Raw genomic sequence first — 14,265 nt, 5'->3', positions numbered from 1 at the left:
ATTTGTCTGTCAATCGCGCGGGCACTTCTTCCTTCTCCCCTTGTGGGAGAAGGTGGATCAATCGCGCAAAAGCGCGATTGAGACGGATGAGCGACTATCTGGTTTGTCAAGTTGCATTGGCATACGCGGTTCGCGCGTCGCGAGCTTTTGCGTTGAGCCTGACGAGGAGCTTGCGGGCAAGGGCAATGCGAACGACCATTTTCTCCTTGCCGGCCTTGAGCAGCCTGTCGCGGAACTCGGCAAGGCTTTTGTCGTAGCGGGCGGCGATGGCCGCGACGAGGAAGAGGATCGAGCGGACGCCGGCGCGACCACCGCGGGTGGGTCGCTTGCCCTTTCGCTTACCGCTGTCATTGGCGATCGGGGCAAGGCCGGCAAGCTTGGCAATGGCTTTGTTGGAGAGCGTGCCAATTTCCGGTAGTTCGGCATGAAGGCGCGCAACGGTCCGCCCGGCGACGCCCTTCATCTCGCGCCAGGTCTCGGCGAGCTTTGCCCACAGCGGATCGTCATCGATCATGGAGGCGATTTCCCCCTCGAGCGAGCGGGATTGGCGCTTGAGCAGGGCGATCACTTCGTCGAGGCTGGCCAGCATCTCGGGGTTATCGAGCAGGCTTGCGCGACGCTGCTTCTGCACGGTGAGATCGTCGGTGACCTGCCGGAGCCTTGCCACAAGCGCCTTCAGGCGCTGCTGGGCTTGGCTTGGCAAGGGGGTCGGAGCCAGGTTCTTGGCATGGGCGAAGCGGGCAATGACGGAGGAATCGATCCGGTCGGTCTTTTCCAGAATGCCCATCGCCTCGGCGTAGCGGCGGACGTTGCGTGGATTGGTCAGCGCGCAGCTGATGCCTTTTTCCCACAGCTCGACGAATGCCCGTCGCTCGTACCCGCCACTGGCCTCCATCACCACCAGCGTGACGGCATGTTCACGGCAGAACGCGGCCAGTTCCGCAATGCCTGCCGTATCGTTATTGAAGCTCGCAAGCCGATGCCCGGGCTCGATGCAAACATCGAGCTTGGCTTTCGAAACGTCCACTCCACAAATTGTGTTCTTCACGGTAACCTGCCTTGTCCATGCGATCGGAGCTCAAGCGACTGTTCGGTCGTGCGTGACATGGCGAAGATCCCAAAGCTCACCCACGGTTGTAGCCGGAGGGGGAACGGGCGACATCGCCACGCGTCTTGGCCGGTGGCCACCGGCCAAGACGCTAAGTCGCTTCCATCGCACAAATCTTGGCCGTGCAGATACAAGGGGTCTGTCTCCGCGGAGAGAACCCCTCATCCGGCGCCGTAGCCGATGCGAAGCATCGGCGTTCTAAGAAGACGGCGGCCAAAGGCTGCCTATGCCACCTTCTCCCACAAGGGGAGAAGGGAAGAAGAAAGAGCGTTCAATTCCCCGTCTCGAACGAGCAGTCGGCGCCGCCGCCGGCCTTTTTCCTGATCTCGGCGGGGTCGAGCGTGCAGTTCAGCTTCGAGAGGCTTTCGGACACCGATCCGGCGGTGCCGTCAGGGGGAACGCCGGCCATGGCTTCGGTTGCAAAGACTTCGCTGGCCCGCCGTCCGGTGATGGTCTGCTTGGCGCCCTTGAATGTCAGCTCGCAGGTGCGCGCGGTGATGTCGACATTGCTGACGCGGCAGACGATCTTGTCCGCCGTGACCGAAATCTTCCTGGCGTAGCGCACGCCCGACTGTCCGACGAAGAGCGCCGAGACGGCTTCCCGTTCATCCGAGGTGAGTAGCGGCGAATAGAGCGCCACGACGCCCGCGAGCGCCAGTGCGGCCTGTCCGCTCGCCGTTGCGGAGGCGGCCGATGCGGTGGACACGCTGCATGTGAGGAGCGCGACGGCGAGAATAGCCGGCCTGCCAAATTTCAGTTGCATTTCGTTCCTCAATTCGACGCGCCCCTTGCGCGAATATCTGGATTGGGATGGCTTCGCCTGTCAATCGCACCACGGTCCTCCCTTTCCCACAAGGGGAGAAGGGAAATGCGGCGTGCATCCAAGGCAGAGCGGCCCTCCAGTTATGCGCTTGCGCCGTCCCCGCATCGGCGTCACAGTTGCGGCCGCGACACCAAGATCGCTGGCACGACGAAATCCCGAGGAACCTCCATGGCGGCCACGCGGATCGACTGCGATATCCATCCCGCGGTGGGCGGCACCCGCACCACGCTGCTGCCCTATCTCGACGACCACTGGAAAGAGCAGGTGGTCAGCCGCGCTATCGACGGCCTTGATCTCAACTCCTATCCGCCCAACATGCCGTTCTCCGGCCGCGCCGATTGGCGTCCCGCCAATGGCAAGCCGGGCAGTGAGCTCAAGATGGTGCAGCGCGGCGCGTTCGACCAGCTCGGTGCGAGCCACGCCATCTGCAATGTCGTCTATGGCGCGCAGGCGGTGTTCGATTCCTATATGGCGGCCGGCTTTTGCAAGGCGATCAATGACTGGATCGCGGCCGAATGGCTTTCAAAGGATTCGCGGCTGAGCGCGTCGATCGTGTTGCCCTTGCAGGCGCCGGATCTGGCAGTGGACGAAATCGAGCGCAGGGCCGGCGACAACCGCTTCGTCTCCGTGCTGGTGCTGGCGCAGGGCGAGACGCTGCTCGGACGCCGGCACTATTGGCCGGTGTGGCAGGCCGCAGCGAAACACAAGCTGCCGGTCGCGATCCATGCCGGCAGCGCCTATCGCACCGCGCCGAGCTCGATCGGCTGGCCGTCCTATCGCTACGAATATTATCTCGCCGAAGCGCAGGCGTTTCAGGCCCAGCTCCTGAGCCTGATCTATGAGGGTGTGTTCGGAAAATTCCCTGATCTCAAGGTCGTGCTGATGGAATCCGGCGTGAGCTGGCTGCCGGCCTTCATGTGGCGCGCCAACAAGACCTGGCGCGGCGTGCGCGTCGAGGTGCCCTGGGTCGAGCGCGAGCCGGCCGCGATCATTCGCGACCATGTCCGCGTCACCATGCAGCCGTTTGATGGTTCGCCGGATGCCGCTGGCGTCGCCGATGTCATCGAGCAGATCGGCTCCGACAAGATGTTCCTGTTCGCGTCGGACTATCCGCACTGGCAATTCGACGGCGATGATCCGATGCCGCCGCATCTGCCAGCCAGCATTGCTTCGCGCATGTGCGCCGATAACCCGCTTGAGACGTTTCCGCGGCTGAAGCTTGCCGCGTGAACCATAAATTCCAAGGAGGATCGCATGAGTGACGTCATCGACCGCCCCATTCTCGGCGAGGAAATCGCCGCCCAGAGCCGGCTGCGCATCATCGATTGCGATGTGCATCCGAGCATTCATGCGCATGCCGATATCGAGCAGTTCATGCCGAGGCGCTGGCAGGAGCATTTGCGCACCTATGGCAGCCATCTGCGCACGCCCTATATCGGCACCACACCCTATCCGCGCTCCTCGCCGCTGATCGCGCGCCGCGACGCCTGGCCGCCGACCGGCGGGCCGCCGGGCTCCGATCTCGATTTCATGCGCAAGCAGCACCTCGATCCGCTCGATGTCGAGTACGGCATCTTGCAGGTGCTCGATCTCTTCATCTTCTCGCAGCAGAACCTGGAATTTGGCGCCGCGGTCCAGCGCGCCATCAATGACTGGCAGCTTGCGTTCTGGTCCGACCGCGATCCGCGCTTGAAAGCCTCGATCCTCGCCGGGCAGGACGATACAGAGTTCGCGATCGCCGAGATCGAGCGCTGCGCCAGGATCGGCCGCTATGTGCAGATCAATGTCTGCCCGCGCGCCAACGAGCCGCTCGGCCGCCGCCGCTACTGGCCGATCTATGCCCGCGCGCAGGAATTGGGCTTGCCGCTCGGCATTCATGTCGGCGGCTATGGCGGGCATGCGCCGACCGGCGGCGGCTGGCCGTCTTATTATGTCGAGGAGCACCAGTCGAACGCGCACACCATGGCGGCGCAGCTCACCAGCCTCGTGCTCGAAGGCGTGCCCGAGCGGTTCCCGAGTCTGAAGATCGTCTTCATCGAAGGCGGCTTTGGCTGGATCCCATCGGCCACCTGGCGCATGGACCGGCATTTCGAGGCGTTCCGCAGCGAGGTGCCGCATCTCAAGCGGCGGCCTTCAGAGTATGTGAAGGAGCATTTCTGGTTCACGACGCAGCCGATCGACGAGCCCGATGAGGCAAAGCATCTGCGCTCGCTGATCGAATGGGTCGGTGCCGATCGTCTGCTGTTCTCGTCGGACTATCCACATTGGGATTTCGACGATCCGCGCTATGCCTTCAAGACGCCGCTGACGGAAAACGAGCGCCGGAAAATCTTCAACGGCAACGCGCGCGCGCTCTACAAGCTCTAACAGGATCACATGGCCCGTCACATCGTCGCCCGCACGACAGACATCCCGCCCGGCGGCAACAAGGTCTTTGGCGTCGAGGGCCGTGACATCGTCGTGTTCCACGTCAATGGCGAGTTCTTCGCGCTGCTCAATCGCTGCCCGCATGAGGGCGCGCCGCTGGAAAAGGCTGCCTGCGTGGCGCGGCTGACCTCGCCGGAGCCGGGTGTCTATCAGCGCTCGCGCGTCGGCGAATTGTTGCGTTGCCCGTGGCACGGCTGGGAATTCGACATGCGCAATGGGCAATCGTATTTCGATCCGAAGCGGGTGAAGGTGCGTTCGTATCCGGTAGCAGTCGAAAGCGGCGAGGAACTGCAGAAGGGTCCTTACGTGGCCGAGACGTTTCCGGTGCATGTCGAGGACAGCTACGTGATTGTCGAGATGTAGTCCGTAGGGTGGGCAAAGGCGCACTTGCGCCGTGCCCACCATCCAGCACTCTGCTCGCAATGGTGGGCACGCTTCGTTTTGCCCACCCTACGGCTTGTGTCGATCGCGGCGCGACATAACGGCCTGCACCTTGACTGAACTCCTTAGCGGGAGATGGATATGACTCATCGCATGTTGTGGCGGCCGCCCTTGAAGGTTCTCGCGTGGCTCGTCGGTTTGCTGTGTCTGTCGGCGACGGCGGCCGACGTCGCGCATGCCTGCACGTGCGATTCGATCTCGCCTGCCGAGGGTTTTGCACGCACTCAGTACGTCTTCATCGGCAACGTGCTGGACGTGAATGGTCACACCTGGACCGTAGACGTCGATCGCGTCTGGAAGGGGGCCGACAAACTGGCCGCCCGCGTCAGGCTGCTGGACGTCTACAAGGACATGGATTGCGAATTTTACTTCGAGCCGGCCCGCGCCTACCTCTTCTTCGCGATCGTGGCGAAGAGCAGCCGCTATGTGTTCTATCAACCTGAGGTGTGCAACTGGACCAGCCCATTGCGCTCGAAGCGCGTCGCCGGCCCGCACGGCCAGGTCTGGCTTGAAGATTTGATCGTGGAGAATTACGGCCCGGGCGAGCCTCCAAGAGCCGAGGATCCATGGAAACGCCTGCAGGAGCACGACCGCGACGATCGAGACTGACTGTGACGTTATCTTCGAGGTCTAATCAGACTTCCCCGTCAGCCCATCGACCATCGCGCGCACGATGGCTGCGATCTCTTCCCGTAGCGCCTCGACCGGCACCGCGATCAGCTTCTGTTCGAGCCCGAGCAGCACCATGCCGTGCACCGCGGAGAACAGGCTGCGCGCCGTCACGCCCAGTTCGGCCGGCGTTCGCATCGGAAAGAGTTTGGCGAGCGGGTGATAGATGTGGCGGAACAGATTCATCTGTTCGCTGATCGCCCATTCCGGCACCGGCTTGCCCGGCGCCATCCGGTGTTCGAACAGCGCGCGCCATAGTTCGAGATTTTCAGCGGCGAAATCGCAATAGGCGACCGCGATACGCACCAGCGTTTCGCGAGGGGAGGCGGGGCCGTCGGCTTCGGCTGATGTGAGCGCGGCGTCGAGCCGCGCCAGCGTGCGCGATCCGACCCGCAGGATCAGTTCGTCGACGTCCTCGACGAGATTGTAGACCGCGCCGTTGGCGACGCCGATGTCCCGGGCCAGATCGCGGGTTTTTAGACCCGCCAATCCATCTGCGGCAATCCGTCGCTCCCCCGCCAGAATCAAGGATTCTCGGTGAATGGCTCGTCTTTCCAATGCCTTGGACATCTTCCACCTGTCTTGAGCGCCGCTCAAAATAATTCTTGAGCAATGCTCACGATGTGCTACAACTAATTCATGAGCAGTGCTCATAACACAGGGAGCTACCGATGTTCAAAACTGTTTTGACGCTTTTCCGGGGCAGCGTGACTGTCGCGGGGGAAGAACTGGAAGACCGCGCGGCGCTGCTCATTCTCGATCAGCAGATGCGCGATGCCGCGGCTGCCGTCGAACGTTCCAAGCGCTCGCTGGCGCTGGCGATCGCAGGTGACCAGCAGGAAGGCCGCCGTCTCGACGCCACCAACGCGCGGATCGCCGACCTCGAAGTTCGCGCCACTGCTGCGCTCGATGGCGGAAGGGAAGATCTCGCCCGCGAGGCGGCGCAGGCGATCGCCAATCTCGAAGCCGACCGCGATGCCGCGATGACCGCGCGGACGCTGTTCGCGACTGAAATCACGCGAATGAAGCGTCAGGTCAGCACTGCCGAGGCGCGGATCACCGAGCTCGAGCGCGGCCGTCGCATCGCCCGTGCGGCCGAAGCAGTTCGCAATCTTCGTAGGGGCGGCATCGAAGCGGCACGTCCTTACGAATCCACGCTGCCGGAAGCGGAGAACACGCTGAAGCGCCTGCGCGAGCGGCAGATCGAGGCCCAGGCCGCCGCCGACGCCCTGATCGAACTCGACGCGGCCAGCGGTCCGCTGGCGACCGCCGAAAAGCTCGCCGAACAGGGTTTTGGCCCTCGGCTCAAATCAACCGCGGACGACGTGCTCGCGCGGCTGAACGCCAAACGCACGCAAGCTGCCTGACACTGAACCCGAACGATTAAAACCCATATCAACAGGAGATTATCATGAACCAGAATGTCCAACCCCACAGCGGTGCCTGGGTTACCTTCACCTATGTCTCGTTCTCTGCCTCCGCCTTCATGGTCGCCATCGGCGTGTTCTTCCTGCCGCTCGATCTCTGGATCAAGGGCTATCTGGCGATGGGCATCGTCATGCTGGTGCAGTCCTGCGTCACCCTGACCAAGACCGTTCGCGACATGCACGAGAGCGGCAAGCTGGTGAACCGCATCGAGGACGCCAAGGCCGAGCGGTTGCTGATGGAAGTCTCCAAGGCCGCTTGATTTCAAAGGCTGCCTGATTTGCAAGGCCGCGTAACCTGTGACGCGGTGCTGGCGAGGGCGGGCGGCGGGTGCCTCAGCATCCGCCGTCTGTTCGCCGGCTTCGATGATCAAGCCACTCAACCTTTTGTTAGAAGGTCCGCTTCGATGAAAAGAGCGTTCGTATTTCTTGTGGTGGCACCGGTGTCGGTGTTCGTCATGGTCTTGTTGTCGTGTGTCGCCATCTTTGGCGGAAAATCGGCGGACCTCGCAACCTTATGCGCGGTGGTACTGGCCGTCGTCACCTTGCCTGCGTCGGTAATCGCAGGCCTTGCGGATGGATATCTTAGCGTTTTGCCGATCTCTTTGCGGGCGTACCTGACCGCGATGGTTGGAGCGGCGATTGCCACGGGCGAAGCCCTAGTGCTGTTCAGTAGTTTGTTGCCGCCATCAATAGTGCTGACGCTCGCCATTGGCGGCGCTGTCCTCATGGGCGCATGTTCGTTGTTGTCGCACGACTATGGTGGCCGTCACCGGCATTCCCTTGAACCGGTCAGCGCGTGAAGAAGGGATGCTGCAGACCGCGTAACCTGTCAGGCGGCTAGCGAGGGCGGACGGCGGGGATCTCAGCACCCCGTTTTGCTTGTCCGGGATGGGCCCGTCCTTTCGTTCCCCACCAAAGGAATGCCCATGCCTTTTGAGAATCCTGCTCAGAATGATGGTAGCCGCGGGCATCCGATTTCGCGTGGGCTGCGAAGAGCCCTCGTGTTCGTTTTGCTGGGTCCGGTATTCGGAGTCTTCGCTGCATTGCTGGTGGCGGCCGTCGCGGCCGGGGGAGCTCCCGTCGACATTTATCCCATTCACATAGTGTTTTTCTTCAGCCTGATCATATGTGCGACTACCGGACCTATTGACGGAGTCCTGGCCTATATCGTGCCCATTTCTTTGCGGGTGCCTTTGACCACAATCGTCGGGGGGGGCCGTTGCCGTCGGACTAAGCCTCTGTTTGTGGGTTCAACTGGGGAACAAGGTGGTGCCACCGCCGCTGTGCTCGCTGATTCCGATCGTAATCATCGGGGCACTCTCCGCTGGTGCCTGCTCCTTGCTCTCGCACAATCGTCGCAGCCAACCGGCCTGATCCGGCAGGCGTCGGCCGTTCCTGCATCAATCATTTTTGATGCGGCCGCTCAAGATATCGTTTACCTTCGCACAACCTGAAGATGCTCGGCTCATAGCTTGTTAACTGGCGCGGGCGCAGAAGGTCGCACGGGTTAACTCGCGTAATTGGATGCGCGAAGCCTACGCAACCGGTCTGCGATTTTCGATCGACACATAACATCAGCAGGATGGCGCCATGAATCAGAATTCCCCGCATCACAGCAACGCCTGGGTCACCTTCACCTACGCTTCGTTCGGCGCTTCAGCCTTCCTGGTCGCTATCGGCGTCTACTTTCTCCCCGTCGATCTCTGGATCAAGGGCTATCTCGCGATGGGCATCGTGATGCTCATTCAGTCCTGCGTCCCCCTGACCAAGACAGTGCGCGACGTTCACGAGAGCAGCCGGATGGTCAACCGCATCGAGGATGCCAAGGCCGAGCGGCTCTTGATGGAAGTTTCCAAGGCTTCGTAGATCAAGGCGTCATAAATCCAGGCTTCGTAAATCCAGGCCGCGTTTCCTGTGGCGCGGTCCTGGCGAAGGCAGGCGGCGGATGTTTGCGCATCCGCCGTTTGCGTATCTTGTGGGGCGTTCGACGCGTTCAATACATCGTTTACCTTGCTGCAGCCGCAACTCGCCGCAATCATGGGTCCTTAACGGGCGGGGCGCACAAGTCCGGCCCCGGTGCAGGCGGGTCGCATGGCGTCATTCTGGAGCGATAATTCGGCGATACGTCGCGGTCTGGCGCAGGTCGGGTCCACCGCCGGGCGCTTGCGCGGTTACGCCGCTTTCTGGCTGAAGGCGCTGCGCCAGCCTACCATCGATCTTGCCCTGCGGACCCATTCCGGGCTGGTCACGCGTATTGTCGAGGCCCCCGGCCTGTCGCTCTCCAAAGCCGAACTCGACGAACTGGTGTCGCAACTGCGCGTCGTGGCCGCCAAGTCGCTGCCGGAGGAGGACCTTACCTACGGCATATTCTCCGGCGAGCGCGAACGGCTTTCGCGTGCCATCGTTACGCTGATCTCCGAGGAAGCGACCGGGCGGCCGATCGCCTTCAACGCGCTGTCGGTCATGGAAGTCGAGCTTGACGGCGAGCCGGTGGAGGTCACGCATCTCGGCCTTGTCATGGTCGATCCCGATGAGCGCGGGCAGGGGCTCTCCTGGGTGCTGTATGGCCTGACGGCACTGGTTCTGTTTGTCCGTGACGGCCTGCGTCCGAAATGGATCTCGAACGTCACGCAGGTGCCGTCGGTGGTCGGCATGGTCAGCCAGACCTTTTCCGATGTCTTTCCGTCGCCGCATCCGGACGCACGCCAGAGCTTTGCGCATCTGCAACTGGCGCGTGGCATCATGTCCCGTCATCGCGCCGTGTTCGGCGTGGGTGAGGAAGCCGGTTTTGACGAGGCACGGTTTGTCATCACCAATGCCTATACCGGCGGATCGGATGCGCTGAAGAAGACCTTCGAAGTCGCGCCGAAGCATCGCGACGAGCAATATAACGCCTGGTGCGCGCGCGAACTCGATTACGGAAGGGGCGACGACGTCCTTCAGATTGGCCGCATCGATCTCGCCGGCGCGCGCCGCTACATCCAGCAGGATGTGCCGGCCGGCTCAATGCCGGCGCTGTTAGCTGCCTCCGCCGTGCTGGCGCTGCAGCGGCTGATACTGCCGGTGGTCTACTGGTTCGACGATACGCGTCCGTTCGGCAGCCTGCGCCCATGGCTGGGGAACGGCCGATGACGCCAGACATGATCGCCGATTCCATCGTCAATTTCTGCGGCGCGATCGGGCTTGGCGTCGCCATGGTCACGCTCCACCGGCGCGATCCCAGGGGCCCGCTGACGCGGCGTCTTTTGATGGCGCTTGGCATTATCGCGTCGCTGTTCCTGGTGCGTGGCACGGCGTGGTGGAGCGGCAGCGCGGCGCTAAATAATTTGTCGGCGATTCCGGCCGCGCTGATCCCGCTCGGCGGATTGATCGTCACGGAAGGCATTTTGCGGCGTCATGCCCCGCGATGGGCCAAGATCGCAATTCTGACCGGCGGCATCGCGCTTGGTCTCGCCGGCGCTGCCGGACTGGAAACCCTCGCAATGCCCGCCGCCATGCTGCTTGCGTTGTTCCAGCTTGGCGGTTTCGCCATCTGCGCCTGGCTGCTGGCGACGCGCGACCGGACCACGCTGATGGCGTCGGAAAATCGCAGCATCGCTCGCCTCGCCGTGGGCGCCGTTCTGGTCATTCCCTTCATCGTCACCGATTTCAGGGTGCTGTTTCCGGACATCCCGGTCAGGCTTGGAGCATTGGGGGCGCTGCTCGTAGTGACAGCGATCCTGATCGCGGAACGTGGTGCGGAAACGCAGCGTCAGGCGCTGGTGCTGACAGTCCTGCGGCTGTCGAGTTCGGCGCTTCTCGGGATTGCCGCGGCGTTTGTCGCGCCGGATGCCGATGCGGCGCAGGTCATGCGATTTTGCGCCATCGCCATCGCAGGCGTTCTCACCATCGGGCTGATGGTGGACGCGTTGCGCGCCCACTTCGAAGCGCAGGTGCCCGGCGTTCTCAATTCCGTCGCGGTCTCGCCGGCCCAGACGCGCGATGCGCTGATAGCGGAACTCGCGCGCCATCCGATCTTCGAGAGTGCCCGGCGTTATCGGGAGAGCGAACTCCTGACTTACGATCCGCCGTTGCTGCGCGATTTCCTGTCGAGCCGGCGGGTGCTGCGCCGTCCCGACGCGCCGTGGGGCCTGACATCGTCCGATCCTGCCGTCGAGCGCGTGGTGTCACTGCTGGCGGCCAACAGCGCGACACATCTCATCGTCCTCTCGCACGATCCGATCGACGTCATCGCGCTCGCGGTTCCCGTGATTTCGGCCGATCCGGCCACCGAAACCGCGCTGGCGCTGGTGCGGCGTCTGCTGGCGCTGACGCCGGAGACGACGTGACATTCCGTATTCCGTCACGAGATTTTTCACGCGCGACTTACGAAATGCATCGAGACTGTGATAAGACCGCGGCCGTAGCGTTCATGACGGGGCAGGCCGATGTCGAAGCAAGCGATGCGCGAGGAGGCCGAGCGCCTGATCCGCGAGACGATGGCAAAGAAGGCCATCGTCGTCAAACAGGGTAACACCCGGATCGAGGCGGTCTGCGGCAAATGCGGCGCGCCCAACCGCGTCCAGGCGGAAAAGGGCGAAACCCGCGTCAAATACACCTGCAAGCAATGCGGCGACAAGCAGGTGACGCTTTAGAGGTTCGCGGTTCGTAGGGTGGGCAAAGGCGCGTAGCGACGTGCCCACCACTCAATGCCGCGCTCGCGATGGTGGGCACGCTTCGCTCTGCCCACCCTACGAACTATTCCCCCTTCACAAACTTCGCGAACGCTTCCGCGTAATCCGGATGCCAGCGCGACAATGCGGGGCGATTTTCGACGATGTCGCCGGCGGCCCACAGCATGCGCCGTTCATCGAGCTGCCGCGGCACATCGTTGTCGGGGCACAGGATGTAGAAATCGCCGGCGTCGATGCGCTCAATCATGAAGTCGACGGTCTGCTCCGGCGTCCAGGCGCCCGGCGGCTTCTCGGTGCGGCCGCGGGCGGTCAGGGCAGTGAAGACGTGACCGGGGATCATCAGATGCGCGCTGATCTGGCAGCCCGGCAGGTTGCGCAATTCGTGCTGCAGTGCCTCCGTCTGCGCTTTCACGCCGGCCTTCGAGACGTTGTAGGCGGGATTGCCGGGCGGCGTCGTGATGCCCTGCTTGGAGCCGGTATTGATGACGAGGCCGGGGCGCCCGCGTTCGACCATGTGGGGCACGAAGGCCTGGGTGCCGTGAATGACACCCCACAGGTTTACCGCGAGAATGCGCTGCCAGTTCTCCAGCGGACCAAAGCTGTTGCTGTCGGGGCCGATGCCGGCATTGTTCATCAGGATGTCGGTACCGCCGAACCGCTTTTGCACCGCGGTTTCAAGCCCGGCGACGTCATCGAAGCGGCTCACGTCGACCGATGCCGTCATGATGTCGGCCGCGCCGCCCTTGGCGACAGACGCCAGTTTGGCCGCGGTCTCGGCGAGGCGCTCGGCGCCGATATCGGCGATGCACACCCTCATGCCGAGGCCGGCGAAACGCATCGCGGCAGCGAGCCCGATGCCGGAGGCGCCCCCGGTGATCACGGCAACATGATTTGGCGACATCGCTGGATGGGGCATCGTCATTCTCCGGACATATCTGAGGTATGGTTTCGCTCGGCGGATACCTTAGACTACCATGGACGAAAGGGCATGGGAGGTCTTCGCGTCGGCCGCTTTCGGCAAGCGTTCGGCTGCGTTACGGTTTCATGCCACCGTTATAGATATTCAGATATAGCGACCACAAGAATCCTGACTGACTTCAAGGGAGTGTAGACATGGCTGTCACCCAGGCAATTCCGATCACGCGCCATCCCTATGCGGACGGCTCCTACAAGAAGATGTTGATCGACGGCCAATGGGTCGATGCCGCCTCCGGCAAGCGGTTCGAGACCCACAACCCGGCGACCGGCGAATTGCTCGCGACCGTCGCCGAGGGCGACGCGGAGGACATCAACCGCGCCGTGGCGGCGGCCCGCCGCGCCTTCGAGGGGCCGTGGAGCAAGGTCAAGCCATATGAGCGGCAGGGCCTGTTGTTGAAGCTTGCCGATCTCGTCGAGAAGAATTTCGAGGAGTTGTCGCAGCTCGACACGCTGGACATGGGCGCGCCGATCAGCCGCACCCGCGGCAACCGGCTGCGCGTGCTCGGCATGCTGCGCTATTACGCGGGGCAGGCGACGGCGCTGCACGGCGAAACCATCGAGAACTCGCTGCCCGGCGAAATCTTCTCCTACACGTTGAAGGAGCCGATTGGCGTCGTTGGCGCAATCATTCCCTGGAACGGGCCGCTCGCCGCGACCGTCTGGAAGATCGGTCCCGCGATCGCAACCGGATGCACGGTGGTGCTGAAGCCCGCCGAGGAAGCGCCGCTGACCTCGCTGCGGCTGGCCGAACTCTGCATGGAAGCCGGCGTCCCGCCCGGCGTCGTCAATGTTGTGCCCGGTTATGGCGAGACCGCGGGCGCTACGCTGGCGTCACATCCCGATGTCGACAAGGTCGCGTTCACCGGCTCGCACGTCACCGGACAGTCGATCATCCGCGCCTCCGCCGGCAACCTCAAGCGCGTGTCGCTCGAACTCGGCGGCAAGTCGCCCGACATCGTGTTCGCCGATGCCGATCTCGACGCCGCGGTGCCCGGTGCGGCAATGGCGGTGTTCGCCAATTCAGGGCAGATCTGCAGCGCCGGCACGCGGCTGTTCGTCGAACAGAAGGTTTATGACGAGTTCGTCGGCCGCGTCGCCGAGTTCGGCAAGAAGCTGCAGGTTGGCAACGGCATCGATCCGAACACGCAGATCGGACCGCTGGTCTCGCAACAGCAGATGGATCGCGTCAGCGAATATCTCAACATCGGCCAGAAGGAAGGCGCCAGGGCAGTGGCCGGCGGCGGCCGGTTGACCGAAGGCCCGCTTTCGAAGGGCTATTTCGTGCAGCCGACAGTCTTCGCCAATGTACAGGACAATATGCGGATTGCGCAGGAGGAAATTTTCGGTCCGGTGATCTCGGCGATTTCCTTCGAGGATACCGACGAACTGGTCAAGCGCGCCAATGCCACCACCTTCGGATTGGGCAGCGGCGTCTGGACCACCAATGTCAGCAAGGCGCACCAGGTTGCGAAGGCGCTGCGCGCCGGCTCGGTCTGGGTCAACTGCTATCAGGCGATGGATCCGGCAGTGCCGTTCGGCGGCTACAAGATGAGCGGTTATGGCCGCGAGTCCGGCAAGCAGCACGTCGAGGAATATCTCAACGTCAAGGCAGTCTGGATCAAGACGGCCTAGCGCCGCGTCAGGATTGCGCTCCCTCTCCCGCTTGCGGGGGAGGGCTGGGGTGGGGGCTCTCTCCGCAAGCCATAATGTGGAGAGAGC

16 protein-coding genes are annotated in these 14,265 nt (G+C 62.9%); 12 read left to right on the top strand and 4 right to left on the bottom strand.

What is annotated here, in order from left to right:
• Positions 1–106 precede the first annotated feature (106 nt).
• Together ACH79_RS04010 and ACH79_RS04005 are read right to left on the bottom strand one after the other, a co-directional pair.
• The gene (locus ACH79_RS04010; RefSeq protein WP_161849671.1) at positions 107–1,048 is read right to left on the bottom strand and encodes an IS110 family transposase; all 942 of its coding nucleotides are present in this window, start codon (positions 1,046–1,048) and stop codon (positions 107–109) included.
• A 331-nt stretch (positions 1,049–1,379) separates the two neighbouring features.
• On the bottom strand, positions 1,380–1,871 hold the full coding sequence (locus ACH79_RS04005) for a hypothetical protein (RefSeq protein ID WP_371419360.1): 492 nt from the start codon (positions 1,869–1,871) through the stop codon (positions 1,380–1,382).
• A 228-nt stretch (positions 1,872–2,099) separates the two neighbouring features.
• Between ACH79_RS04005 and ACH79_RS04000 the strand changes: the two genes are divergently transcribed.
• From ACH79_RS04000 to ACH79_RS03985, 4 genes are all read left to right on the top strand, one after another.
• Positions 2,100–3,161: an amidohydrolase family protein gene (locus ACH79_RS04000; RefSeq protein ID WP_161856199.1), complete on the top strand. Its 1,062-nt coding sequence runs from the start codon at positions 2,100–2,102 to the stop codon at positions 3,159–3,161.
• A gap of 24 nt (positions 3,162–3,185) precedes the next feature.
• Complete coding sequence (locus tag ACH79_RS03995) at positions 3,186–4,298, top strand: amidohydrolase family protein (RefSeq protein WP_161849863.1); 1,113 nt, start codon at positions 3,186–3,188, stop codon at positions 4,296–4,298.
• Between the two features lie 9 nt (positions 4,299–4,307).
• Positions 4,308–4,721 carry a Rieske (2Fe-2S) protein gene (locus ACH79_RS03990; RefSeq protein ID WP_161849862.1) on the top strand — a complete coding sequence of 138 codons (414 nt, stop codon included), beginning with the start codon at positions 4,308–4,310 and terminating at the stop codon, positions 4,719–4,721.
• A 189-nt stretch (positions 4,722–4,910) separates the two neighbouring features.
• Complete coding sequence (locus ACH79_RS03985) at positions 4,911–5,408, top strand: hypothetical protein (RefSeq protein ID WP_161849861.1); 498 nt, start codon at positions 4,911–4,913, stop codon at positions 5,406–5,408.
• 21 nt (positions 5,409–5,429) lie between these two features.
• On the opposite strand, the gene ACH79_RS03980 is transcribed toward ACH79_RS03985, so the two are convergent.
• Positions 5,430–6,038, bottom strand: coding sequence for a TetR/AcrR family transcriptional regulator (locus tag ACH79_RS03980; protein WP_161849860.1), 609 nt, complete (start codon positions 6,036–6,038; stop codon positions 5,430–5,432).
• A 101-nt stretch (positions 6,039–6,139) separates the two neighbouring features.
• Here ACH79_RS03980 and ACH79_RS03975 point away from each other — a divergent pair, with 101 nt between their 5' ends.
• The 7 genes from ACH79_RS03975 to ACH79_RS03945 all read left to right on the top strand — a co-directional run bounded on the left by ACH79_RS03975 (position 6,140) and on the right by ACH79_RS03945 (position 11,529).
• Positions 6,140–6,835 carry a PspA/IM30 family protein gene (locus ACH79_RS03975; RefSeq protein WP_161849859.1) on the top strand — a complete coding sequence of 232 codons (696 nt, stop codon included), beginning with the start codon at positions 6,140–6,142 and terminating at the stop codon, positions 6,833–6,835.
• 44 nt (positions 6,836–6,879) lie between these two features.
• Entirely contained in the window at positions 6,880–7,155 is a 276-nt protein-coding gene (locus ACH79_RS03970) for a YiaA/YiaB family inner membrane protein (RefSeq protein WP_057851999.1), read from the top strand.
• Positions 7,156–7,299: 144 nt separating this feature from the next.
• Positions 7,300–7,695, top strand: a complete 396-nt coding sequence (locus ACH79_RS03965) for a hypothetical protein (RefSeq protein ID WP_161849858.1) — start codon at positions 7,300–7,302, stop codon at positions 7,693–7,695.
• A 790-nt stretch (positions 7,696–8,485) separates the two neighbouring features.
• Positions 8,486–8,761, top strand: a complete 276-nt coding sequence (locus ACH79_RS03960; protein WP_161849857.1) for a YiaA/YiaB family inner membrane protein — start codon at positions 8,486–8,488, stop codon at positions 8,759–8,761.
• Positions 8,762–8,986: 225 nt separating this feature from the next.
• Positions 8,987–10,027, top strand: a complete 1,041-nt coding sequence (locus ACH79_RS03955) for a hypothetical protein (RefSeq protein WP_161849856.1) — start codon at positions 8,987–8,989, stop codon at positions 10,025–10,027.
• Entirely contained in the window at positions 10,024–11,223 is a 1,200-nt protein-coding gene (locus ACH79_RS03950; RefSeq protein WP_161849855.1) for a hypothetical protein, read from the top strand. Before ACH79_RS03955 ends, ACH79_RS03950 begins: the two co-directional genes overlap by 4 nt.
• A gap of 99 nt (positions 11,224–11,322) precedes the next feature.
• Positions 11,323–11,529: a hypothetical protein gene (locus ACH79_RS03945; protein WP_057838027.1), complete on the top strand. Its 207-nt coding sequence runs from the start codon at positions 11,323–11,325 to the stop codon at positions 11,527–11,529.
• A gap of 103 nt (positions 11,530–11,632) precedes the next feature.
• On the opposite strand, the gene ACH79_RS03940 is transcribed toward ACH79_RS03945, so the two are convergent.
• Positions 11,633–12,484, bottom strand: a complete 852-nt coding sequence (locus tag ACH79_RS03940) for an SDR family oxidoreductase (RefSeq protein ID WP_161849854.1) — start codon at positions 12,482–12,484, stop codon at positions 11,633–11,635.
• A 197-nt stretch (positions 12,485–12,681) separates the two neighbouring features.
• On the opposite strand from ACH79_RS03940, the gene ACH79_RS03935 reads away from it, so the two are divergent.
• Positions 12,682–14,178 (top strand): aldehyde dehydrogenase family protein, encoded by a 1,497-nt coding sequence (locus tag ACH79_RS03935; protein ID WP_161849853.1) that lies wholly within the window; start codon positions 12,682–12,684, stop codon positions 14,176–14,178.
• Positions 14,179–14,265 lie beyond the last annotated feature (87 nt).

Source organism: Bradyrhizobium sp. CCBAU 051011, assembly GCF_009930815.1.
GTDB lineage: Bacteria > Pseudomonadota > Alphaproteobacteria > Rhizobiales > Xanthobacteraceae > Bradyrhizobium.
This window is presented reverse-complemented; position numbering and strand designations above follow the sequence as displayed.